Here is a 19,746-nt window from a genome sequence, read left to right as displayed (position 1 = left end):
GGTAAAGTTAAACGATGCTGATTGCCGTTCCGGCAAACGCGGTCCGTTTTTTCGTCTCGTCGCTGGCAGCCTCCGGCCAGAGCACATCCTCATAACGGAACGTGCCGGACTTGTAGAACGTCAGCGTGGTGCTGGTCTGGTCAGCAGCAACCGCAAGAATGCCAACGGCAGCACCGTCGGTGGTGCCATCCCACGCAACCAGCTTACGGCTGGAGGTGTCCAGCATCAGCGGGGTCATTGCAGGCGCTTTCGCACTCAATCCGCCGGGCGCGGTTGCCGTATGTGCCGAGTCACTGTTGCCCAGCGGCTGGTAATGGGTAAAGGTTTCTTTGCTCGTCATAAACATCCCTTACACTGGTGTGTTCAGCAAATCGTTAACGGCATCAGATGCCGGGTTACCTGCAGCCAGCGGTGCCGGTGCCCCCTGCATCAGACGATCCAGCGCAGTGTCACTGCGCGCCTGTGCACTCTGTGGTGCAGCTGCCAGAATGCGGCGGGCCGTTTCCACGGTCATACCGGGGGTTTCGGCCAGCACGCGTGCCTGTTCTTCGCGTCCGTGAGCCTCCTCACAGTTGAGGATCCCCATAATGCGACTGTTTTCTGCCGCAACCGCTGCGGTGATCTGCGCGTTCACGTCCGGCTGCGCAGCGCTGGCGTTCTCGCCCTCCGTCGCTTGCACCACGCCAGTAACGTCAGCCTGCGAAGCAGTGGCTGAAACAGTTGTTGATTGAGTCTCTTTGGTCATTCGCCCTCCTGAGAGACGGGATTTACGTGCATCCAGTGCATCACGCATGACGGTGATCGCATCGGTGCTGTTAACAAGTTCATCAGCCAGTCCGGCATCAATGGCCTCCTGACCGCTGTACACTGCAGCCTCGGTATCCAGCACAGCCTGCACGGACAGGCCGGTATATGCCGACACTTTCTGCGAAAATATCTGGCGGGTTGCATCCATCCGGGACTGCAGTGTTTCCCGGACGTCATCCGGAAGATGGCTGTAGGGGTTGCCATCCACCTTATGGCTGCCGCTGTAAATCAGCGTGATTTCCACGCCCTGTTTCTCCAGCGCTGCACCGTAATTGCTGTGAGCCATCATGACGCCGATGGAGCCTGTCCGGGCGGTCTGCGTGACCAGACGCCGGGAAGCGGCACTGGCAAGCAACTGACCTGCACTGCAGTTCATGTCGTTGGCAAGCGCCCATACCGGCTTTATGTCACGCACACGGGCGATGATGTCAGCGCAGTCAAATGCCCCTGCCACCATTCCGCCGGGCGTGTCCATATCGAGCAGAATGCCGTCCACCATCGGGTCGCTGGCAGCCTGTTGCAGACGGGCAATAATGCCGTTGTAACCGGTCATCCCCGAGTACGGCTGCAGCGCCCGCGTCCGGCTGACCAGCGTGCCGGACACCGGCAGCACGGCGATGCCGTTCATGACCTGATAACTGCGGGCCTGTCGTGGTCCGTCATCATCACCGGATAACGCCAGCGCCGCGGGTGCCTCTCCGGCAGTCAGGCTGTCGCCGGATACTGCATCCGTCAGGCGGCTGATCCCAAGCTGGCCTGCAAGCGCACAAAAGAAAACCCGCGCATAGGCGGGTTCAAGCATCAGCGGCTCATTAAAAGCCATGCTGGCAATATGCGGGAGATTACGCAGCTCTGCTGTCACTCTTCTCCTCCTCTGTTGATTGTCGCAGTCCGGATTCAAATGCCGCAGCCGCCCAGGCGGGTGGTTTAAGACCGGCTGCACGGCGCTCCATCGTTTCACGGACCTGCTGGGCAAAAATTTCCTGATAGTCGTCACCGCGTTTCGCGCACTCTTTCTCGTAGGTGCTCAGTCCGGCTTCTATCAGCATCACCGCTTCCTGAACTTCTTTCAGACCATCGATGGCCATACGACCGGAGCCTATCCAGTCGCAGTTCCCCCAGGCACTGCGGGCTTCCTGAAAGCTGAAGCGCGCTTTTGAAGGTAACGTCACCACGCGGCGAACGATGGCCTCTTCCAGCCAGCACAGAAACATCTGGCTCGCCTGACGGGATGCGACGAATTTTCGCCGCCCCATAAAGTACGCCCACGACTCGTTCGCACTGGCCCGTGCCGTGGAGTAGCTCATCTGGGCGTAATTCCGGGAAAGCTGCTCATACGAGACACCCAGCCCGGCAGCGATATACCGCAACAGTGACTGCTCAAACACGGAGTAGCCGTTATCCGTGTCCTGAGCCGTCTGCAGGTTCAGTGAGTCCCCCGGCATCAGGTGCGGCACTTTTGCGCCTCCCAGACGGACCGGTGCTGCGGCGTAATACGCGGCAATTTCACCAATCCAGCCCGTCAGCCTTTCCCGCTGCTCCTGACTGTTCGCGCCCAGAATAAAATCCATCGCTGACTGCGTATCCAGCTCACTTTCAATGGTGGCGGCATACATCGCCTTTATGAAAAGACAGGAAAAAATAAAATTTAAAAACAGTACATTACGAATGCTCAGACCTATCGTTTAAAGGAGTCGCAATACACACTGCAATACACGATTATTTATAAGATGAGCGGCATCCGTCATAAAGCTGGTGGATGCTTTTTCTATGCATATATGCACAGTTTTAGTGGGCGTTAATGTCGATATAGGGATCCCCATATCGAGATTGGATACCTGGCTTTTTTCCGGTTAACCTTTAATCAGGCTGGTGGGCTTTACCTGTTTTGTATGAGTGGTCATCATGACCATGTCATAACAAAAACCCCATATTCGTGGTTTTTCTGTGTCGGGCTATTCTGTCGTTGCTGTGCTGATTTGGCTGGTGGGCTGAATCATCATTACGGCGATGCAGCTATGTAGACGTTCCGGCCTCCTCAAATTGAGGATTGTGGAAGAATCAATGGGTTAGTCTTACTTTCCCGACATCCCCCAATGGGGGTTTTCGAAACAATCAATAGCTTAGGCTTACTTCTCCGATTTCCTGCATTGCAGGTTTTCGAAATAATCAATGGGTTAGGCCATCGTGCAATTTTGCACTTTGCCAGCCAGCGCAATGTCGCGTTATCAGTCCTCAGATGTGAGGGATGTAGCCAGCTTTTCCCCCAGTGGGGGATATCCAGCACCGACGGCTTAACTGTGCGTGCCAGCACAAGGTAGCCTTGAACTACTTACTGCATCCCATCTTACAGGCCGTGCCTTCCTGCTTAACTTTTTGCAATGCAACAAGTCAGCCAGCGCAATTTTGCGTTATCGGGAATATCAGCAAGTTACCGCCGCAATCGTTCCGGCTTCTTCCACTGGTAAGTGTTTTTCGCGCTCTCCCTCCGTTGTTGAGAACGGCGACGATATGCCAGCAACTCAAGGACTCTTGTTCGTATGTTGCGCATATCCACGCCGTTAAGCTCAATACCGTCACGGCGCATCACCTCAGCCACTACACGCACATAATTATCTGCGGTCACGCTGTCCGGCTGCGTGGCCTGTTCGTCATGCTGCTTGCTGATTCCACAAGCACGGCGGATTAATCGCAGTATTTCGGATTCAGTCATAGCGTACTACGTTACTTATCTTTATTCGGCTGCAACTTATCCGGTACGTTTCCGGCAGTTTCCATCAGATAATCGGATAGCATCAGCGGTATGTTTTCGTCAAGTTTTGCGCATGCGTTACAGGCTCTGATAACTTCTTTTTTCAGTCCATCCAGCATAGACGGCTTCATGTCGGGAAACTTCCTTGTCATGGCAAGCGGCAGGCTGTCCATGATTGAAGAAATCTGACTCGCCAATTTTGAAAGCACGTATATACAAAACGCGGTATCAATAACGTCGCCGCGTTCGCGCTCGTTTTTAAGCTCCTGCGCCTCTGCCTGTGCTGTCAGCAATCTGATCCTGACTCGTAGGAGTTCATCATCATCAATCTCGCCTTTGTCGTCTGTAATCTGGTTAATTGCATTGCTAACCCGATTGTCTATTACGCTGGCAACATCATAAAACGCCTCGCGGCCTTTACGTTCAACGGGAGTCACTCCCCACTTGTCGAACGCTGTCGCACTTACACGGCAGCTTTGCGCCATGTTTTTTTTGTTCATCAGGTGCGATTTCATCAATATCCCCACTTAAGTAATGTTTCAGGTTGGTGTATTGGCTTTATCTTTTCCTTTTTATTCATAGAGATAGAGCGAACAACAAAACCACCACCAGCACCCGAAAAAGGCTCATAAATAGCGAAAACCCGCGAGGTCGCCGCCCCGTAGCCTACCGGATCGCCGGAAAGGACCCGCCAGCCAGAACGGGCCCTAATTTCATCAACCAATCAACTTATAGCGACCATCCCGTGCATTGCGACGTACACGCTCAATCTTGAGGCATAGCGCCGCATCTGGCTTTTTTGGGACAGGTACGCGGCAATATTCAGAAGATCGAGGAATATTGTTTATCCAGTCGATCACTTCACTTAAATACCAGGCCTTACGCCCTTCCGTAACCTGTACGCGTTCGGGGAACTCTCCGCGAGCCTCAAGGTTTAGCAATGTGCGACGGCTAAGGGTAGTAAGTTCCATCACCTGATTCATATCAACAAGGCGTTCACTTAAACGCATTTTGTCAGCAATAGCCTTTAATTCCTCTACTGCTGGATCCGGATACATCATTTCGGCAATTGGCTTAAGGTCATTGTAATGATTCTGCATTGTATCCCCCTTTACACACGAGCCAGCGGCTGAACAGAAATACCTGAGCCAACAAACGCGGCAACCTTTGCCGACAGTTCTTTTACAGACTCAGGCCAGTTCAGAGCATCAACATTTAAAACACCTGTCTTATAAACCTGTGCCTGTGTTTTTTTCGCTGTGTCGATTTGTACAGCGGAAACATAAACCGCTTTACCTACGCTCGAACCATCCCATACCACCAGTGCACCTGTTGCATCTTCCTGCATCAGTGGCGTAAATGCAGGAATTACCCCTTTATTAGCTGAAAATATCCCCAGCGTAGTCACCAGTGCTTCAGTGCCAGCCATGAGTTCAGTGTAATGAGTAGCCATTGCTCCCCCTTAGCCAATGCGAACGGTAACAAAACGATTGATGCGGGCCGGTATTGGCTGTGGTGCTGAATGTGTCTGCACATATTCAATAGCCGGATCACCAGGCACAATATAGTTTTTCGGTGCAAGTTCGGCTTTAGTCAGCCCCATTCGGATTAGCTCCGGATCCTGAATACCGCCATAGGCGACAATCCCCTGAAGAGCCGTATTGCCAAGCACCATCAAATCAGGATCAAGGAAATGTTTTTCTGTTCCGTCCTCGTCGGTATAACGCCCGCTGTAAACAACAATCGCAACATCGCCCATATACCCTTTAAAACTCACCGAATCACCAAGGTCTTTAAGGGCCGTTTCCAGTTCGGAATTAGAACCACGACGGGTATCCAAAGCCTCTTTTATCGCTCTGAATGAACGGTATTTCTTCCATACATTACCACCCATAATGATGATATTAGTGACGCCCTCACTAAATTCTGCGTAGCTCTCAATATCATCATTTGGATCAAAAGTTTCTTTATCCTTACCTGACCACTCAGTACCGCCAGACTGAGTGATGATATTTTGTGGTTTTATATTCCAGTCCAGCTCATAACGTTCAATACCATCGCCCTCAATGATATTTTTCCCCGTTGTGATTGCCTGAACAGCAAGCCATTCAATACGTGCACGAATAGCTTTAGCCTGATTTACAATCGCCTGTTTAACTTTAATATTACGCGCCCCAAAAGCATTGTATTGCTCAGGTGACACACCAGCAGGGCGCACAGCTAACTTATTTGGATCAATGCTGCTTTTCGGCTTCATATAACCTGGACGAATTGTTTTTGATTCGTATCCCTCATCTCGTGAAACTTTACTGCCCACCATAGGAGAGCAAAACGCCGCGATCGGGATATTTGGATCGTCGATCGTATCAAGAATAATGTCTCTCGATTCAAACATTACCGAGCGAGTGAAAAACAAACTGGTAAACAACGCATTTAATTTTTTTTGCACATCTTCAGCATTAGCCACCTGCACAAGCTGTGTAGGCGAATATAAATCAACCATACTCATCCTCTTTACATTCATTACAAATAATTGTGAATATATTCTATTACCGATGTCTGCTATGCGAATACATGCAACCAAGTGCAATGTTGTATAAAATATGCCGTAACAACTTCAGTGCTGATAATTCGTGTTAATGTATTTACTTCCTTTGGTCGGGATTTATGTAGCATGCCGGAAAATCTATTTTTTTCCGGCATCTTTTTGTTTGCAGAATTTAAAACGGTATATTATCGCCGTACGGATCATCATTCCCCGACTGTTGTTTTGCCCTGTTCAGTGCGTCAGTGGCCTGCCCCTGCTGGCCTTTTTTGCCGCCCGGTCGCGCCGTTCGCGCACTGATTACGCTGTCTGCGATAACCTGCCAGCCCCGCCGCGTTTCGCCGTTCTGGCCTGTCCACTGGCTTACCTGCATGTTACCCGCCACGCTCACCAGTTCGCCTTTGTGGTGTTTTGCCAGTGCGTCGGCCTGTCTGCCAAACGCCAGGACGGATAACCACATCGTCGCCGTTCCGTCATCTGCCTGGCTGCACGGCAGGGGAACCGCCATACTCGCCATCGCCATTTGTGTCCCTTTGCTGGTGGTCTTTAACTGCGGGTCAGCCACCAGCCGCCCGTAAGCCGCTATCTGTGCTGTCATGCTGTCTGCTCTCCGGTTTTAACATTGATGGTTGTCACCTGTTCCGCTTCGGCAATCTCCCGTTCTGTCAGCGTGGCAAAGTTTGCCGCTGCTGTGGTCATGAATGCGCTTATCAGGTCGGGATGTTCCTTCGCGTATCCTGCCCGTGTGTGGTGGTCTATCGCTTTGATTGCCACCTTTAAGGAAAGCTCTGTCATGTCTAACGCTTTATATTTTGCCTGTGTTCTGTCTCTGCGAATTTTGGTCATTTGTCGCCCCTGATTCATGTTTTCGGCTGGCATGTTTGTTAAGTGATTTTTATGTATGCGCATTTATTTTCACCCCCCCTCGTTTAAAAAGTTTTTAGTTGTGCCTCCCCCCCTCTACCCATCTACCCGAATGCTCATCATGTCAGTAATGGCGCGGCTTTCAGCGGGTAGATAGCTTTTTGACTCCTCTACCTGCCGTCTACCCTGCTACCTGAAACTGATAAAATCAGGTAGAAGAGGTAGAGAGCTTTTATTAGCCTTCTACCTAGCCCTATACCCACTTATCATGTTGAATAATATGCGTTTATTTTGTTCAGGTAGATGGGGTAGATGGCTTTTACAAAAAATTATAAAAACGCGTCGCAATCGTCTGTTGTAATTGCGTTGGTCTGCGTTACTCCCTTAACTTTTCGCGTAATATATTCATGCCCGTAAACTTTCGCCGCTGGCTTCATGGCCTTGCTGAACTCAGCCACGTTTAGCGGTTTGCTCCTGCCCGCGTATGCCATAAACGCCAGATAGACGCGGTAAAGGCTGTTCCTGGTCGTGTACTTCACTGAATCACCACCGCCACCCATCATCAGGCCGCGCGCTTCCTCCAGAAAATTCAGGAACTGGCAAAACTCAATAACCGGATCCGTCTGTTGCTTTATTGCCAGTGCTTCATCACCGTCACGCTGTTCCAGTAGTAAAGCCCGTGCCTTCTCAGGGTCGGTAAAGTTCGCCAGCAATCGGCGGATAATAACGGGGATTTCAGCCGCAATCTTTTCCAGTAGCTCCCTGTCTTTTTCGGCCTCACTGACGATATTGTCGAAACGGAAAATCACGCGACGACGTGCCACACCTCCGGCCCGTTCGGTGAATATCATCGGGTTGTTGTTGGTCGCCAGCACCACCGCCCTGATTACCGCCGTGAAACGCTTTTCATATTTCGGGTTAATTTCCACGGGGTCGCCGCCTGTGATTTTCTTGATGCCCGTTCCTTCGCCTGTATATTTCGGCTGGTCAGCCAGGACGATAAGACGACTCCCGACAACCTGCGCACGTCCACCAGCATCATCAAGCGATGTCATTTCAGCGCTTACCGTGTTCTGTTTCCCTGCCAGAAGGCTGGCTATGTGTGTGAATGTACTTTTACCGCTCCCGCCGTCTCCGGTGGCCTCAATAAACATCTGCCAGTCGTACCGGTTCGCCATAATCATGTACAGCGCGGCACATATACGCATCATCTTGCGCGGGTCTTTTCCGGCTGCGTGCTCAAGCCATTTATGAAAGTTTGGCGCGTTATCGCGGATGTTCTCCCCTGGTGCTGGTGGCGTGTACTCAATGCCGTTGTGCGTGGTGATCCAGTTCTCCGGCGTGTGCGGGGAAAATTCCCCCGTTTTCAGGTCAAGCGCACCATTGGCGAACGGCAGCAAATCGCCAGACGGCTCGCCCATTGGTTCGGCAATAACTTTTAACGCTTCCACGGCGTTATTGATTACGCGCTTGCTGAAAGTGGCCCTGTGCTCTGAATAGATCGCCACCATTTCGCGGCTAAGTTCCATTGTGCTGACCGGACACCATACCCCGCCGCGCCATACGTGAACGATTTCACTTTCAGGATGTACGCAAACGCCATCAAAGCGATCGGCAAGCAACTGCGCGCGCTCACTGTCCGCCATCTGCGAAAGTTGCGCCTTTTGCTTTACCGGAAGCTCAATGACCAGACCATCAGAAAGATTCTGGCGTTCACGGGCCAGATATTCGCGCCAGTTCTGCACCTCCTGGCCGTGCATACCCTCAGGATAAAAATTTGCATCCTGTACGCCTGCTGCCGCCAGCTTCTGACCAATCGCCTTTATCATTACAGGCGCAAGATATCCGGCCCTGTATATGCGTGCTGATTTTCGGCCTTCCGGCACAATTTGCAGATTATCCAGTTCGGATAGCTGCTGCTCCCCAAGCCACACAGGAGGCTCATTATCTCCGGCCATACGCGCATCATGTTCCTGCCATTGTTTCGCGTGTGCCCAGGCATCACTACCCGCAAAAATAATGACTTCTGTTCCTTTGTGTTTTATGCCGCGTGACTGCTGTTTTACGTTCGGTGCCAGTTTCATTTTTTACCTCTGAATCCGTTAATCATGGTTTTCATTTTCTGGATATTTCCCCACGCTTTTTCCCTGCTGATGGGCTTACTGCGGGGTGCGGCATATACCAGGGAAAAATCACGCCGGAACTGATAAACAGGCATCACGCAGTCATAGCTATACCCCTCACGGCGGTAAGTGATGCGCCGTTCTGCCACGCCTTTAATCGTTACCGTGCCGCCGTATTTATCGCGGTAAATATCGCCGTTCATAAATTCAGGTCGAGCGGGGCCGCTGGCAATAAAGCCAGAATTTTTCATTTCCATATTATTTATTCCTCGACTTAACTCGACTTATTTGATAGCAGGGCACTATTTATTGCGTCATTGAGTTTTTCTGCTGATTCATCAATAAGTGACAACAGGCCATAAGCAATATTTGCATCTTCATTGTCATTTATGCAATCAAGCCACATATTTAATATTGCTTTTGCTGAATTATTTAAAGTTAATGAACTTTCTGCACATGCTAACAATTTAAAAAAGACTTCCCGTTCTGTATTCATTTAATCCCCCACCAGCTTACTTTCTTCCTCAATCAAAAAACTAGCGACACTTCCCGAAAGACGCGCCAGTAGGCTCGCCAGTGCGGATATATCAGCATCTGTAATTTTGTTCGGGTATACCTCAAGAAGGCGGCAAATAATTTCTGTCTGGTGCGCACGTTCAGCGGCTTCGTGTAATGTAATTTCCTGCATTAATGCACCTCTTTTAATTCATACACTGCTGAAATAATGACTTGTGATAAGCCATATTCTGATGATTCGCTTCTCACCGCAGCAATAGCCGTCTGAACATTAACAGCCTTCACATTCTGAGCGATACCAATTGTGTGGCCTATTGGGTTAACAGCTCGGGCAAATACACGGAAGGTTTTAAGCATGACTCACTCCCTGGCGGATTTTTGCAGCGAATACAGCAACACAACCGGACGGGCAACGGCTACGCGCTTCGCGTTCCGTCCAGGCGGTTACGTGGATGATTTGAGATTCTCCGGCACTCAGTGCCAGAAAACGCCACACAAAGGCCGTTTGTGTGTGTACAAGGTGTGGTATATGATTTACAGCAACCATAACGGCTCCTAGTTTACGTTGTTGGTTAGACGCCCCGTATGTGTTCCCAGCACTGCGGGGCGTTGCTCTTTGTATTTCAACAATCCTTTCGGTGTGTTTCATGTTATGAGCGCATGAAACACACGTCAAGGCTTTTTGTATTTCTTTTTTTGTGTATACTGAAACACACCGATGATTAGGAGTTTCAGAAATGGCAACGGCTAACAAAAACGCAAAATCACAACTGACAACTGTCAGAGTCCCACTAGATGTTATGCAAGGGATGGAATCCGTTAAGCTGGACGGTGAAAGCAATGCCGGATTTATCGTAACCGCCATGCGCGGAGAAATAGCCCGCCGCCAAGCAGAAGGCAGCGGAGAAAATCCCCTTGTGTCGTCACTGGATGCCCTGGCTAAGGTCGAACAAATCGGCATCAAAGCAGCCGAGGAGATCGGGCAACTCGTCACCGTCGCGCGTGAAGAACTCCAGCGACGCAAGGTCAAAGAGCATGAATAGCCAATATCAGCGCCATAGTTTGAGGAACGCAGGCGCATTGCTTTACAGGACAGCACCATGAGCGACACAGAATCAACCAAAACACCATCACCAACTCGTAAGAGACGACGCAAAAATATAGCGCATGAACATGAATCAGAAAGATTCGCACCTTGTTCGTTTGCTCTTGAGAAATTCCTTAAAGAGCACAGGAAAAAGCTCTCGTTGCAAACCTTGGAACGAACCAAATCTGACTGATCACATTGCCCACCAGCCGCAAATGTGGCATTGTTGGTGATGCTTTTGTTTTCCCTTGTTCCCACTGGCGACCCTTTTGCGGTCGCCTTTGTTTTGTCACTGAATGCGGTTACCAAAGTAAAACTCAGGCTGATATTCACGTATCAGCGTTTTTTCTTCTTCCTCCAGCTCACGCTTTTTGCGCTTACATGCCTGTAGCTCCCTCCCCTTCTCGCTGGCACTTATTTGATATTGCTCTTTACGGCGGGAAAAATCCTGTAATGCACCCCACGGGATACCATAAGTCCCCGTTTTTCTGATACCTGGTATCACATTTCTGAATACCCAGTTACTGAAACGATGAGCAAATGTGCCAGGCGTCGTTGCTTTGCGGCTGCGGGCTATTAGTTTGTAGAAACCTGACTCAGAGATAATTCTCATATTCTGATTTCCTCCTGGGGTGTAAGTTAAATTTACTCCCTTTTCATCATCATCAAGCATCTGCAACGCCGTACGCGAATTGGTTAGTTCCAGCGCAGCACAAACATCTTTTGCAACAAACCACGGATCGCCGTTCAGATACACCACACGAACGTTCACACTATCAAAGCGCAGAACGACGAGATCACGAATATCGCAGAATTTTTTCACTGGACGAGCGTACCCCTTGCCCGTCACGGCAATATTTTTATTCATCGCGTTTTTACCTTATAGACAAAAAACCCCTCGTGATGAGGGGCATTATTTACTGGTTATTGCTGTTTTGTTTTTCCAGGTTTCCATCCAGGATGCCACTCACCACGGATCCATGCCTGAACCTCTGAAAGTCGATACCCTGCAGCACGTTCACCGATCTTGATACGTCGCGGGAATTTACCTGCCTGCTCCATTTTCCAGCGTGTTGAGTTTGCCAGCGTGGTAAGTGCTATGCACTCTTTTTCACGAATGAACCGATCAATGTCCTTCATTGTGCGCAAATCGTTTTCATCAACAAGAGAATAAATTGCCATATCACACCACCTCTTTATTAAGCTCGATAACGTTGTTGTTAAATCCTGCTATCGTATTAAGGTAATTAACCCAAATATTAAGCACCTCAAGTTTTTTCTTTATATGCCTGCTTTTATTGTAAACACCAGCAACCCCTTTCACTTTATGACCTAAAAGAAGTTCGACAATATAAGGATCCGCCCCCATATCATTAAGCGTAGTGGAAAATGTGCGCCTGAAATCATGTATGCACCACAAGCCATTAGTATCATGACCAAGACGCCTGCATATTCTGTTTGCAGCCCCTGTTATTGTCGCCCTTTGCAAAGCACAACCGACAACATAACCGCGATTTTTTGTTTCTGCGTAAAGATTAACGATCCATTGTTTTATTCCGTCAGGAACAGGCCTTACTATAGCCTCCTTGTTTTTGCTGTGCTCTTTTGGGACTGTCCATACCCAGTTTTTTAAATCCCATTCGTCCCAGGTGGATAGCCTCGCCTCCTGCTGTCGGCAACCAAACACCAGGCAGATAACCATTATTCTTCGGTTATATATTGATGACAGAGTTAGCAAATTATTACCGTAAGCATAAGACCATACATCAGCGGTTTCATTGATATTAAGAACACGATCCCTTATACCGGATGAGCGCCCGACATAACTTACGTTAATATCTCCAAAGGGATCGCACGCGATGTATTGCCTGACGCGACAAAAACGCAACGCCTGTTTGATATCAAGAAAAATTGCACCAGACATAACAGGCGCATTTTTTTTGATCCTGTCAAAGACGGTAAGCCATGTGTGTAATTTGCACTGTTCTATAGCCATATCACCGATATAGGGGAAGATATGCTTTTCAAATCGTTTTATTAAATATTCATGCTCTTTTCTGGCTGTTGTGGCGTGATTGTCGTACCAGTAAAACAGCGCATCCCTTACGGTCACTGGTTGCATAGTTTTTTCGGCAGCAAGTTTTATTTGCCTGCGGGGGTCCAGATTTTCAGCCAGCCATTCACGGCACTGATCACGCATGCGCCTGGCCGTTGCAAGAGATATGTCAGGATAGCGACCAAGTGTAAGCCATACCGGAGGGGATTCCCTGCCACCAAGACGATAGTAAAAAACAAAGCTGATCCCCCCAACCATGCTTACACGCACAGACAACCCGCGCCCATCCGCTATTGTTTTTTGTTTGTCCTGCCGTTTTCCGACAAGACTCTTTAACAGTTTGTCACTGAGTTTGTTTTCAATAGCCATTAAAAGCCCTCAAGAGATTTGCAATACACACCCATCCCGATCGCCAATTTGCAATACACATTGCAATACACAAAACCGCGAAAAACTGGAAGGGTGATGAACGGTCATCAAAAGCATGGAAAACGACATTCCAGACGCAGCAAGGGTTTCAGTGGAGTTGGCGAACGATGCGGGCAACTACGGTGAGATGATAGACATAAATCGCCTTCACAATGGCGCTCTGCAGCTGCGTGTTCTGCAGCGTGTCGAGCATCTTCATCTGCTCCATTACGCTGTAAAACACATTTGCACCGCGGGTCTGCCCGTCCTCCACGGGTTCAAAAACGTGAATGAACGAGGCGCGCCCGCCGGGTAATTCACGGGGTATCCATGTCCATTTCTGCGGCATCCAGCCAGGATACCCGTCCTCGCTGACGTAATATCCCAGCGCCGCACCGCTGTCATTAATCTGCACACCGGCACGGCAGTTCCGGCTGTCGCCGGTATTGTTCGGGTTGCTGATGCGCTTCGGGCTGACCATCCGGAACTGTGTCCGGAAAAGCCGCGACGGACTGGTATCCCAGGTGGCCTGAACGAACAGTTCACCGTTAAAGGCGTGCATGGCCACACCTTCCCGAATCATCATGGTAAACGTGCGTTTTCGCTCAACGTCAATGCAGCAGCAGTCATCCTCGGCAAACTCTTTCCATGCCGCTTCAACCTCGCGGGAAAAGGCACGGGCTTCTTCCTCCCCGATGCCCAGATAGCGCCAGCTTGGGCGATGACTGAGCCGGAAAAAAGACCCGACGATATGATCCTGATGCAACTGGATGGCGTTGGCGGCATAGCCGTTATTGCGTACCAGATCGTCTGCGCGGGCATTGCCACGGGTAAAGTTGGGCAGCAGGGCTGCATCCACACTTTCACCCGGTGGGTTCCACGCCCGCAACTGCCCACCAAATCCGCTGCCACCGCCGTGATAACCGGCATATTCACGCAGCGATGTCATGCCGTCCGGTCCCAGAAGGGTGGGAATGGAGGACGTTTTCATACATAAAATCCTGCAGGTCCCCTGCGTCGCTGTGTCATGCCGGTCTGCACTTCCAGCTCCGCAATGTATTTTTTCAGGTCAGACACGGAAGTGGCCGTAAACTCCACTCGCCGTCCGTCTTTCTGTACCGTTGCCACCCGTTTTCCTGTCATCAGGTCATGCAGTGCCGCACGGGCAGCGGCAAGTTCTTCCTGTCGCGTCATTCATCCTCTCCGGATAAGGCACGGGCGTAATCTGCCAGTGTTTTCTTGTTGGTTGCTGCACCATCCTCTTCCTGCAGGCTCGCCAGCAGTGCACTGAGATCCAGCTGCCAGCGGGAAATACTGATGCGCAGCGCCGCCAGCGCATAAACGAAGCAGTCGAGCGCCTCATTGCGTCGCTTTTTGCTGTCCCACAGTATTTTTTTCCTGCCATCCACCCATTTTTCGACCTGCTCTTCAGCAGTCAGCTGCTGCGCTTCGGTCAGATCAAAAATATCCGGGTTATTCGGGAAGTGAACGGCACCGGGAAGCGGTTCATCCCCTTCCGGCGTCAGTGTGAAGCGGTTATAAATCTGCTCTTTCGCGGTATCCGTACCGATTTCGGTAAGGTAAACCCCGTTTTTGTTTCGCTTACGTGGCATGCTGGCCACTGGCTTTCCGTAGACGGATGCCCCTTTAATGGGGATCACCCGGAACAGCCCATGCTTTTTCGAGCGTTCATACACAATGGTCGGGTCAATCCCGCCAGTATCCCAGCAGATACGGGATATCGACATTTCTGCACCATTCCGGCGGGTATAGGTTTTATTGATGGCCTCATCCACACGCAGCAGCGTCTGTTCATCGTCGTGGCGACCCATAATAATCTGCCGGTCAATCAGCCAGCTTTCCTCACCCGGCCCCCATCCCCATACGCGCATTTCGTAGCGGTCCAGCTGGGAGTCGATACCGGCGGTCAGGTAAGCCACACGGTCAGGAACGGGCGCTGAATAATGCTCTTTCCGCTCTGCCATCACTTCAGCATCCGGACGTTCGCCGATTTTCGCTTCCCACGTCTCACCGAGCGTGGTGTTCACGAAGGTTTTACGTTTTCCCGTATCCCCTTTCGTCTTCATCCAGTCTTTTACAATCTGCACCCAGGTGGTGAACGGGCTGTACGCCGTCCAGATGTGAAAGGTCACACTGTCAGGCGGTTCAATCTCTTCACCGGATGACGAAAACCAGAGAATGCCATCACGGGTCCAGATCCCGGTCTTTTCGCAGATATAACGGGCATCAGTAAAGTCCAGCTCCTGCTGACGGATGACGCAGGCATTATGCTCACAGAGATAAAACACGCTGGAGGGATCATCCGGCATCCATTTGAGGCCAAACGGCGTCTCTTTGTCGCCAAATTTAAGGTACTGCTCCTTCCCGCAGTGCGGGCAGGCAACATGAAAACGCATAAAATGCGGGGATTCACTGGCTGCACGCTCAATCTGGCAGGTGCCTCTCACTTTGGGCGTGGAGCCACGGATGGACTTTGGCCAGACCGAGCCTTCAATACGCTTGTCGCCCAGAAACGTCGGAGAGCCTTCCTGTTCAATATCCTCATCAAAGGCAGCAAGTTCATCATAACCCGCCACATCCACTGACTTTTCACGGTAGTTTTTTGCCGCTTTACCGCCCAGGCACCAGAAGCCACGACCATTGGTGAAACGCTTCATGGTGAGCGTGTTATCCCGGTGCTTTTTGCCATACCACGGGGCCAGCGCCAGCAGCGAAGGAATATCACGGATGGTCGGCTCAACGTGAGTTTTCATAAAGTTCTCGGCATCACCATCCGTCGGCAACCAGATAAGGGTGTTGCGCTGCTTATGCTCTATGAAGTAGGCATAAACACCCAGCAGCATTTTGGAATAACCAACACGGGCAGACTTCACCACATTCACCTCGCGGATGTAGTCACTGCCCATCGCATTCATGATGGCCCGCTGAAAGGGCAGTGTTTCCCAGCGCCCTTCCTGGTATGCGGATTCTTTTGGGAGATAGTAATTAGCATCCGCCCATTCAACGGCGGTCTGTGGCTCCGGCCTGAACAGTGAGCGAAGCCCGGCGCGGACAAAATGCCGCAGCCTGTTAACCTGACTGTTCGATATATTCACTCAGCAACCCCGGTATCAGTTCATCCAGCGCGGCTGCTTTGTTCATGGCTTTGATGATATCCCGTTTCAGGAAATCAACATGTCGGTTTTCCAGTTCCGGAAAACGCCGCTGCACCGACAGGGGGATCCCGTCGAGAATACTGGCAATTTCACCTGCGATCCGCGACAACACGAAAGTACAGAATGCGGTTTCCACCACTTCAGCGGAGTCTCTGGCATTTTTCAGCTCCTGTGCGTCGGCCTGCGCACGCGTAAGTCGATGGCGTTCGTACTCAATAGTCCCTGGCTGGAGATCTGTCTCGCTGGCCTGTCGCAGTTCTTCAACCTCCCGGCGCAGCTTTTCGTTCTCAATTTCAGCATCCCTTTCGGCATACCATTTTATGACGGCGGCAGAGTCATAAAGCACCTCATTACCCTTCCCACCGCCTCGCAGAACGGGCATTCCCTGCTCCTGCCAGTTCTGAATGGTACGGATACTCGCACCGAAAATGTCAGCCAGCTGCTTTTTGTTGACTTCCATTGTTCATTCCACGGACAAAAACAGAGAAAGGAAACGACAGAGGCCAAAAAGCCCGTTTTCAGCACCTGTCGCTTCCTTTCTTTTCAGAGGGTATTTTAAATAAAAACATTAAGTTATGACGAAGAAGAACGGAAACGCCTTAAACCGGAAAATTTTCATAAATAGCGAAAACCCGCGAGGTCGCCGCCCCGTAACCTGTCGGATCGCCGGAAAGGACCCGCAAAATGATAATGATTATCATCTACATGTCACAACGTGCATCTACGCCATCAAACCACGTCAAATAATCAATTATGACGCAGGTATCGTATTAATTGATCTGCATCAACTTAACGTAAAAACAACTTCAGACAATACAAATCAGTGACACTGAATACAGGGCAACCTCATGTCAACGAAGAACAGAACCCGCAGAACAACAACCCGCAACATCCGCTTTCCTAACCCAATGATTGAACAAATTAACATCGCTCTTGATCAAAAAGGGTCTGGGAATTTCTCAGCCTGGATCATTGAAGCCTGCCGCCGAAGACTGTGCTCAGAAAAAAGAGTTTCGCCTGAAGCAAACAAAGAAAAGAGTGACATTACTGAATTGCTCAGAAAGCAGGTCAGACCAGATTGATGCAATTTAGATAATCGTGCAGACTAGGTACCCTCATATCACATGGAAGGTACTACAATGGCTCAGGTTGCCATTTTTAAACAAATATTCGATAAAGTGAGAAATAATTTAAACTATCACTGGTTTTATTCTGAACTAAAACGTCACAATGTCTCACATTACATTTACTATTTAGCCACAGAGAATATTCATCTTGTTCTTGAAAACGATAATACGGTTTTAATAAAAGGACAGGGTAAGGTTGTAAATGTAAGATTTTCAAAAAATAAATGCCTTATAGAAGCCACCTTAAAAGGATTCAAATCAGGAGAGTTATCATTTTACGAATACAGGAAAAATCTTGCTACAGCAGGGGTTTTCAGATGGATTACAAATATCCACGAAAACAAAAGGTATTACTATACCTTTGATAATTCATTACTCTTTACTGAGAACATTCAGAACACTACACAAATATTTCCGCACTAAATCATAACGTCCGGTTTCTTCCGCGCCAGAACCGGACTCGCTGGCATGATGAAATATGTGTACCCGGTAACCCCGGTGTGCATCGTTTTTGATTATTCCCGCACACTCGCGCAGAAGGAGTTCCCCGTCGGGCTACGGTCTCTGTTAATACGGGAATACGGCGACGATACAGCGCATGATGTGTCAGGCTTGAATACCTTTATCCTTTAAAAGGGATATCAGTTAAGTTATCCCGTGTAGGGTATAAGCCATTATCAAAGCCACTCTGTAGGAAGTGGCTTTTGTAATGGCAATAAAAAGCCCCGCGAATGCGAGGCTAAATCCTGGTATTTGTAATGACTGGCTCTTATCTCAACGCAGCCCCTTACCGCGCGCAAAATGCTCAATATCAAGCATCAGCAATGAGATGTTTAATCTGGATTCACTCCAGAAGTGAGCACCACCCTGTCTACAGAGCCAGATGTGAAGGATGATGAGTAAAATTATCGCTATCATCGAAGGCATTGCGTCCTGATGTATTCCTGAAGCGTTCTCAATGCTGTTTGGTCGCGGATAATTCCGTCCCGGATACCGAGAACGTTTCGTCCAGCAACTGGAGAGAGTTCGACGGTGGCATCATTGCCCATGCCGGAGGCGCTGGAGGTTTCGGCTGAGGATGGCACAGGGCATTTTCCTTTGACGAGCACCCGACCACCATTATCAAGCTTGCGCCGAAGAGCATCATTTTCAGCTTTCGCATCAGCTAACTCCTTCGTGTATTTATCATCGAGTGCATCAGCATCACGCTGGCGCTGCTGCATGTCAGTAATGGTGGCGTTCGCCTTCTCCAGTTCACTGGCCTTGTTATCGCGCTGTTCTTTGTAGGCGATTGCATTATCACGGTAATGATTAACAGCCCATGACAGGCAGACGATGATGCAGATAACCAGAGCGGAGATAATCGCGGTTACTCTGTTCATTGCTGACCCCACAAACAGATTTCACGCTCAATCTCACGACGAGTCATGAGACCTTTCCATTGCTTACCGCCAGCGTATGTCCAGCGCCGTAGCTGATCACATGCGCCTTTGATATCACCCTGGTTTATTTTGCGAAGAAGCGTCGATGTTCTGAAATTGCCAGCACCCACGTTGTAGACGAACGAGTAAAGAGCGCCGCGCGTTGTTTCCGGTATATCGACTTTGATGTACGGGTTAATTTGTCTGGCGACAGTGGCAAGGTCTTTATTCAGGAGGGCTTTGCACTCTGCTTCGGTATACGTTTTACCGGGAATGATGTCTTTTCCTGTATGCCCGTAACATACAGTCCATACACCAACTATGTCTTTGTAAGGATTATGTCTCACACCTTCCAGACCATCGTTACCACTTGGGCCAGTGATTAACACAGATGCTATAGCAATAGCCCCGCCACCAATAGCAGCAGCAACAGCTTTTCGTAATGATGGAGGCATTATTCACCTCTCGCAGCCTTGCGCTTATCTTCTTTAATCTTGAAATAAAGGTTTGTCAGGTACGTCAGCAGGCCAAATACCAGGCTACCCAGCACACCTATTGCTGCCCACTGTGAGGGCGTGACTTTATCGAGCAGCTGTAAAAACCAGTACCCGGCACTACCTGCTGAGGTGCCATAGGCGACACCCGTTGTTAACTTATCCATGGATTTCATAACCCCACCTCGCAGACAAAGCGGGTGTAAATTGAGGGAATACTACGAAACGTAACAGACTCGGAGTCAGTGAATAACTCAGGTATTGGGTTATCAGCTAATATCGAGACTCAAAAAATGGAAAAACCCGCTCGACGGCGGGTTTAAGCTGTGTGACGAAGTAACCACTCTTAACAGCATAACCAATTTTTTAC

General features: G+C 49.7%; 28 protein-coding genes and 2 pseudogenes. 3 read left to right on the top strand and 27 right to left on the bottom strand.

Translation table 11 applies throughout. The annotated features are described in order from the left end of the window. Positions 1 to 7: 7 nt before the first annotated feature. The 16 genes and pseudogenes from ACJHXA_RS06705 to ACJHXA_RS06630 all read right to left on the bottom strand — a co-directional run bounded on the left by ACJHXA_RS06705 (position 8) and on the right by ACJHXA_RS06630 (position 10,154). Positions 8 to 340 (bottom strand): head decoration protein, encoded by a 333-nt coding sequence (locus ACJHXA_RS06705; protein ID WP_103262089.1) that lies wholly within the window; start codon positions 338 to 340, stop codon positions 8 to 10. Between the two features lie 9 nt (positions 341 to 349). Continuing rightward, positions 350 to 1,669: a S49 family peptidase gene (locus ACJHXA_RS06700; protein WP_103262088.1), complete on the bottom strand. Its 1,320-nt coding sequence runs from the start codon at positions 1,667 to 1,669 to the stop codon at positions 350 to 352. Further along, a pseudogene (locus ACJHXA_RS06695) lies at positions 1,650 to 2,432 on the bottom strand (phage portal protein); the annotation flags it as partial. The pseudogene ACJHXA_RS06695 and the gene ACJHXA_RS06700, both read right to left, overlap by 20 nt. An 806-nt stretch (positions 2,433 to 3,238) precedes the next feature. After that, on the bottom strand, positions 3,239 to 3,520 hold the full coding sequence (locus ACJHXA_RS06690) for a hypothetical protein (protein WP_000140265.1): 282 nt from the start codon (positions 3,518 to 3,520) through the stop codon (positions 3,239 to 3,241). A gap of 11 nt (positions 3,521 to 3,531) precedes the next feature. Further along, the gene (locus ACJHXA_RS06685) at positions 3,532 to 4,074 is read right to left on the bottom strand and encodes a terminase small subunit (protein WP_000835282.1); all 543 of its coding nucleotides are present in this window, start codon (positions 4,072 to 4,074) and stop codon (positions 3,532 to 3,534) included. Positions 4,075 to 4,275: 201 nt separating this feature from the next. After that, positions 4,276 to 4,659 (bottom strand): helix-turn-helix transcriptional regulator, encoded by a 384-nt coding sequence (locus tag ACJHXA_RS06680; protein WP_001179424.1) that lies wholly within the window; start codon positions 4,657 to 4,659, stop codon positions 4,276 to 4,278. Positions 4,660 to 4,670: 11 nt separating this feature from the next. After that, entirely contained in the window at positions 4,671 to 5,012 is a 342-nt protein-coding gene (locus ACJHXA_RS06675) for a head decoration protein (RefSeq protein WP_000190771.1), read from the bottom strand. Between the two features lie 9 nt (positions 5,013 to 5,021). Then, positions 5,022 to 6,062 carry a major capsid protein gene (locus tag ACJHXA_RS06670; protein ID WP_000228106.1) on the bottom strand — a complete coding sequence of 347 codons (1,041 nt, stop codon included), beginning with the start codon at positions 6,060 to 6,062 and terminating at the stop codon, positions 5,022 to 5,024. A 217-nt stretch (positions 6,063 to 6,279) separates the two neighbouring features. Then, the gene (locus ACJHXA_RS06665; RefSeq protein ID WP_000126640.1) at positions 6,280 to 6,702 is read right to left on the bottom strand and encodes a single-stranded DNA-binding protein; all 423 of its coding nucleotides are present in this window, start codon (positions 6,700 to 6,702) and stop codon (positions 6,280 to 6,282) included. Then, positions 6,699 to 6,950 (bottom strand): hypothetical protein, encoded by a 252-nt coding sequence (locus ACJHXA_RS06660; RefSeq protein WP_000161636.1) that lies wholly within the window; start codon positions 6,948 to 6,950, stop codon positions 6,699 to 6,701. Before ACJHXA_RS06660 ends, ACJHXA_RS06665 begins: the two co-directional genes overlap by 4 nt. A 347-nt stretch (positions 6,951 to 7,297) precedes the next feature. Next, on the bottom strand, positions 7,298 to 9,052 hold the full coding sequence (locus ACJHXA_RS06655) for a DUF5906 domain-containing protein (RefSeq protein WP_283512271.1): 1,755 nt from the start codon (positions 9,050 to 9,052) through the stop codon (positions 7,298 to 7,300). Then, positions 9,049 to 9,348, bottom strand: a complete 300-nt coding sequence (locus ACJHXA_RS06650) for a DUF4222 domain-containing protein (RefSeq protein WP_000425299.1) — start codon at positions 9,346 to 9,348, stop codon at positions 9,049 to 9,051. Before ACJHXA_RS06650 ends, ACJHXA_RS06655 begins: the two co-directional genes overlap by 4 nt. A 17-nt stretch (positions 9,349 to 9,365) precedes the next feature. Continuing rightward, on the bottom strand, positions 9,366 to 9,587 hold the full coding sequence (locus tag ACJHXA_RS06645; protein WP_001091146.1) for a hypothetical protein: 222 nt from the start codon (positions 9,585 to 9,587) through the stop codon (positions 9,366 to 9,368). After that, complete coding sequence (locus ACJHXA_RS06640) at positions 9,588 to 9,779, bottom strand: hypothetical protein (protein WP_001156310.1); 192 nt, start codon at positions 9,777 to 9,779, stop codon at positions 9,588 to 9,590. Next, on the bottom strand, positions 9,779 to 9,964 hold the full coding sequence (locus ACJHXA_RS06635; protein WP_000920679.1) for a hypothetical protein: 186 nt from the start codon (positions 9,962 to 9,964) through the stop codon (positions 9,779 to 9,781). The genes ACJHXA_RS06640 and ACJHXA_RS06635 overlap by 1 nt, the downstream gene beginning before the upstream one ends. Beyond that, complete coding sequence (locus tag ACJHXA_RS06630; protein WP_001390072.1) at positions 9,957 to 10,154, bottom strand: host cell division inhibitor Icd-like protein; 198 nt, start codon at positions 10,152 to 10,154, stop codon at positions 9,957 to 9,959. Before ACJHXA_RS06630 ends, ACJHXA_RS06635 begins: the two co-directional genes overlap by 8 nt. Before the next feature lie 190 nt (positions 10,155 to 10,344). On the opposite strand from ACJHXA_RS06630, the gene ACJHXA_RS06625 reads away from it, so the two are divergent. Then, positions 10,345 to 10,650, top strand: coding sequence for a YlcI/YnfO family protein (locus ACJHXA_RS06625; protein ID WP_000179580.1), 306 nt, complete (start codon positions 10,345 to 10,347; stop codon positions 10,648 to 10,650). A 333-nt stretch (positions 10,651 to 10,983) separates the two neighbouring features. Here ACJHXA_RS06625 and ACJHXA_RS06620 read toward each other — a convergent pair whose 3' ends face one another. From ACJHXA_RS06620 to ACJHXA_RS06590, 7 genes and pseudogenes are all read right to left on the bottom strand, one after another. Next, positions 10,984 to 11,562: a Bro-N domain-containing protein gene (locus ACJHXA_RS06620; protein WP_001038675.1), complete on the bottom strand. Its 579-nt coding sequence runs from the start codon at positions 11,560 to 11,562 to the stop codon at positions 10,984 to 10,986. 56 nt (positions 11,563 to 11,618) lie between these two features. Continuing rightward, positions 11,619 to 11,876 (bottom strand): helix-turn-helix transcriptional regulator, encoded by a 258-nt coding sequence (locus ACJHXA_RS06615; protein WP_001029461.1) that lies wholly within the window; start codon positions 11,874 to 11,876, stop codon positions 11,619 to 11,621. 1 nt (position 11,877) lies between these two features. Next, positions 11,878 to 13,119, bottom strand: coding sequence for a tyrosine-type recombinase/integrase (locus tag ACJHXA_RS06610; RefSeq protein ID WP_283512269.1), 1,242 nt, complete (start codon positions 13,117 to 13,119; stop codon positions 11,878 to 11,880). Positions 13,120 to 13,315: 196 nt separating this feature from the next. Continuing rightward, positions 13,316 to 14,149 (bottom strand): annotated as a pseudogene (locus tag ACJHXA_RS06605) (phage portal protein); the annotation flags it as partial. Beyond that, entirely contained in the window at positions 14,146 to 14,352 is a 207-nt protein-coding gene (locus tag ACJHXA_RS06600) for a phage head-tail joining protein (protein ID WP_000198149.1), read from the bottom strand. The gene ACJHXA_RS06600 and the pseudogene ACJHXA_RS06605, both read right to left, overlap by 4 nt. After that, complete coding sequence (locus ACJHXA_RS06595) at positions 14,349 to 16,274, bottom strand: phage terminase large subunit family protein (protein ID WP_096936650.1); 1,926 nt, start codon at positions 16,272 to 16,274, stop codon at positions 14,349 to 14,351. The genes ACJHXA_RS06600 and ACJHXA_RS06595 overlap by 4 nt, the downstream gene beginning before the upstream one ends. Continuing rightward, a complete protein-coding gene (locus ACJHXA_RS06590; protein ID WP_000453587.1) occupies positions 16,249 to 16,794 on the bottom strand; it encodes a DNA-packaging protein in 546 nt (181 codons plus the stop codon). Before ACJHXA_RS06590 ends, ACJHXA_RS06595 begins: the two co-directional genes overlap by 26 nt. Before the next feature lie 388 nt (positions 16,795 to 17,182). On the opposite strand from ACJHXA_RS06590, the gene ACJHXA_RS06585 reads away from it, so the two are divergent. Next, complete coding sequence (locus ACJHXA_RS06585; RefSeq protein ID WP_103262087.1) at positions 17,183 to 17,416, top strand: YlcI/YnfO family protein; 234 nt, start codon at positions 17,183 to 17,185, stop codon at positions 17,414 to 17,416. Positions 17,417 to 17,473: 57 nt separating this feature from the next. Next, entirely contained in the window at positions 17,474 to 17,884 is a 411-nt protein-coding gene (locus ACJHXA_RS06580; RefSeq protein ID WP_000079508.1) for a DUF1398 domain-containing protein, read from the top strand. 351 nt (positions 17,885 to 18,235) lie between these two features. Here the strand turns inward: ACJHXA_RS06580 and ACJHXA_RS06575 are convergent, their stop codons facing one another. From ACJHXA_RS06575 to essD, 4 genes are read right to left on the bottom strand one after another with little or no spacing between them, the layout of a single operon-like run. Continuing rightward, positions 18,236 to 18,388, bottom strand: a complete 153-nt coding sequence (locus tag ACJHXA_RS06575) for a hypothetical protein (protein ID WP_001139678.1) — start codon at positions 18,386 to 18,388, stop codon at positions 18,236 to 18,238. Beyond that, positions 18,376 to 18,843, bottom strand: coding sequence for a lysis protein (locus tag ACJHXA_RS06570; protein ID WP_032161433.1), 468 nt, complete (start codon positions 18,841 to 18,843; stop codon positions 18,376 to 18,378). The genes ACJHXA_RS06575 and ACJHXA_RS06570 overlap by 13 nt, the downstream gene beginning before the upstream one ends. Continuing rightward, a complete protein-coding gene (gene rrrD / locus ACJHXA_RS06565) occupies positions 18,840 to 19,337 on the bottom strand; it encodes a lysozyme RrrD (protein ID WP_097294341.1) in 498 nt (165 codons plus the stop codon). The genes ACJHXA_RS06570 and rrrD overlap by 4 nt, the downstream gene beginning before the upstream one ends. Further along, positions 19,337 to 19,552 (bottom strand): phage lysis protein EssD, encoded by a 216-nt coding sequence (gene essD, locus ACJHXA_RS06560; protein WP_000839596.1) that lies wholly within the window; start codon positions 19,550 to 19,552, stop codon positions 19,337 to 19,339. The genes rrrD and essD overlap by 1 nt, the downstream gene beginning before the upstream one ends. Positions 19,553 to 19,746: the final 194 nt, after the last annotated feature.

This window comes from Escherichia sp. WS33 (assembly GCF_046486385.1).
Lineage (GTDB): Bacteria > Pseudomonadota > Gammaproteobacteria > Enterobacterales > Enterobacteriaceae > ECMA0423.
Note: the sequence above shows the minus strand (reverse complement) of the source record. Positions and strands in the feature narration are given on the sequence as shown.

Excerpts from the sequence above, each read along its gene's own strand:
- ACJHXA_RS06615 (WP_001029461.1), bottom strand. The coding sequence starts at position 11,876 with ATGGCAATTTATTCTCTTGTTGATGAAAACGATTTGCGCACAATGAAG.
- ACJHXA_RS06635 (WP_000920679.1), bottom strand. The coding sequence starts at position 9,964 with ATGCTTAAAACCTTCCGTGTATTTGCCCGAGCTGTTAACCCAATAGGC.
- ACJHXA_RS06655 (WP_283512271.1), bottom strand. The coding sequence starts at position 9,052 with ATGAAACTGGCACCGAACGTAAAACAGCAGTCACGCGGCATAAAACAC.
- rrrD (WP_097294341.1), bottom strand. The coding sequence starts at position 19,337 with ATGCCTCCATCATTACGAAAAGCTGTTGCTGCTGCTATTGGTGGCGGG.
- ACJHXA_RS06680 (WP_001179424.1), bottom strand. The coding sequence starts at position 4,659 with ATGCAGAATCATTACAATGACCTTAAGCCAATTGCCGAAATGATGTAT.
- ACJHXA_RS06620 (WP_001038675.1), bottom strand. The coding sequence starts at position 11,562 with ATGAATAAAAATATTGCCGTGACGGGCAAGGGGTACGCTCGTCCAGTG.
- ACJHXA_RS06610 (WP_283512269.1), bottom strand. The coding sequence starts at position 13,119 with ATGGCTATTGAAAACAAACTCAGTGACAAACTGTTAAAGAGTCTTGTC.
- ACJHXA_RS06580 (WP_000079508.1), top strand. The coding sequence starts at position 17,474 with ATGGCTCAGGTTGCCATTTTTAAACAAATATTCGATAAAGTGAGAAAT.
- ACJHXA_RS06665 (WP_000126640.1), bottom strand. The coding sequence starts at position 6,702 with ATGACAGCACAGATAGCGGCTTACGGGCGGCTGGTGGCTGACCCGCAG.
- ACJHXA_RS06625 (WP_000179580.1), top strand. The coding sequence starts at position 10,345 with ATGGCAACGGCTAACAAAAACGCAAAATCACAACTGACAACTGTCAGA.
- ACJHXA_RS06675 (WP_000190771.1), bottom strand. The coding sequence starts at position 5,012 with ATGGCTACTCATTACACTGAACTCATGGCTGGCACTGAAGCACTGGTG.
- ACJHXA_RS06630 (WP_001390072.1), bottom strand. The coding sequence starts at position 10,154 with ATGGTTGCTGTAAATCATATACCACACCTTGTACACACACAAACGGCC.
- ACJHXA_RS06600 (WP_000198149.1), bottom strand. The coding sequence starts at position 14,352 with ATGACGCGACAGGAAGAACTTGCCGCTGCCCGTGCGGCACTGCATGAC.
- ACJHXA_RS06645 (WP_001091146.1), bottom strand. The coding sequence starts at position 9,587 with ATGAATACAGAACGGGAAGTCTTTTTTAAATTGTTAGCATGTGCAGAA.
- ACJHXA_RS06575 (WP_001139678.1), bottom strand. The coding sequence starts at position 18,388 with ATGCCTTCGATGATAGCGATAATTTTACTCATCATCCTTCACATCTGG.
- ACJHXA_RS06570 (WP_032161433.1), bottom strand. The coding sequence starts at position 18,843 with ATGAACAGAGTAACCGCGATTATCTCCGCTCTGGTTATCTGCATCATC.
- ACJHXA_RS06660 (WP_000161636.1), bottom strand. The coding sequence starts at position 6,950 with ATGACCAAAATTCGCAGAGACAGAACACAGGCAAAATATAAAGCGTTA.
- ACJHXA_RS06690 (WP_000140265.1), bottom strand. The coding sequence starts at position 3,520 with ATGACTGAATCCGAAATACTGCGATTAATCCGCCGTGCTTGTGGAATC.
- ACJHXA_RS06685 (WP_000835282.1), bottom strand. The coding sequence starts at position 4,074 with ATGAAATCGCACCTGATGAACAAAAAAAACATGGCGCAAAGCTGCCGT.
- ACJHXA_RS06670 (WP_000228106.1), bottom strand. The coding sequence starts at position 6,062 with ATGGTTGATTTATATTCGCCTACACAGCTTGTGCAGGTGGCTAATGCT.
- ACJHXA_RS06705 (WP_103262089.1), bottom strand. The coding sequence starts at position 340 with ATGACGAGCAAAGAAACCTTTACCCATTACCAGCCGCTGGGCAACAGT.
- ACJHXA_RS06590 (WP_000453587.1), bottom strand. The coding sequence starts at position 16,794 with ATGGAAGTCAACAAAAAGCAGCTGGCTGACATTTTCGGTGCGAGTATC.
- essD (WP_000839596.1), bottom strand. The coding sequence starts at position 19,552 with ATGAAATCCATGGATAAGTTAACAACGGGTGTCGCCTATGGCACCTCA.
- ACJHXA_RS06650 (WP_000425299.1), bottom strand. The coding sequence starts at position 9,348 with ATGGAAATGAAAAATTCTGGCTTTATTGCCAGCGGCCCCGCTCGACCT.
- ACJHXA_RS06640 (WP_001156310.1), bottom strand. The coding sequence starts at position 9,779 with ATGCAGGAAATTACATTACACGAAGCCGCTGAACGTGCGCACCAGACA.
- ACJHXA_RS06585 (WP_103262087.1), top strand. The coding sequence starts at position 17,183 with ATGTCAACGAAGAACAGAACCCGCAGAACAACAACCCGCAACATCCGC.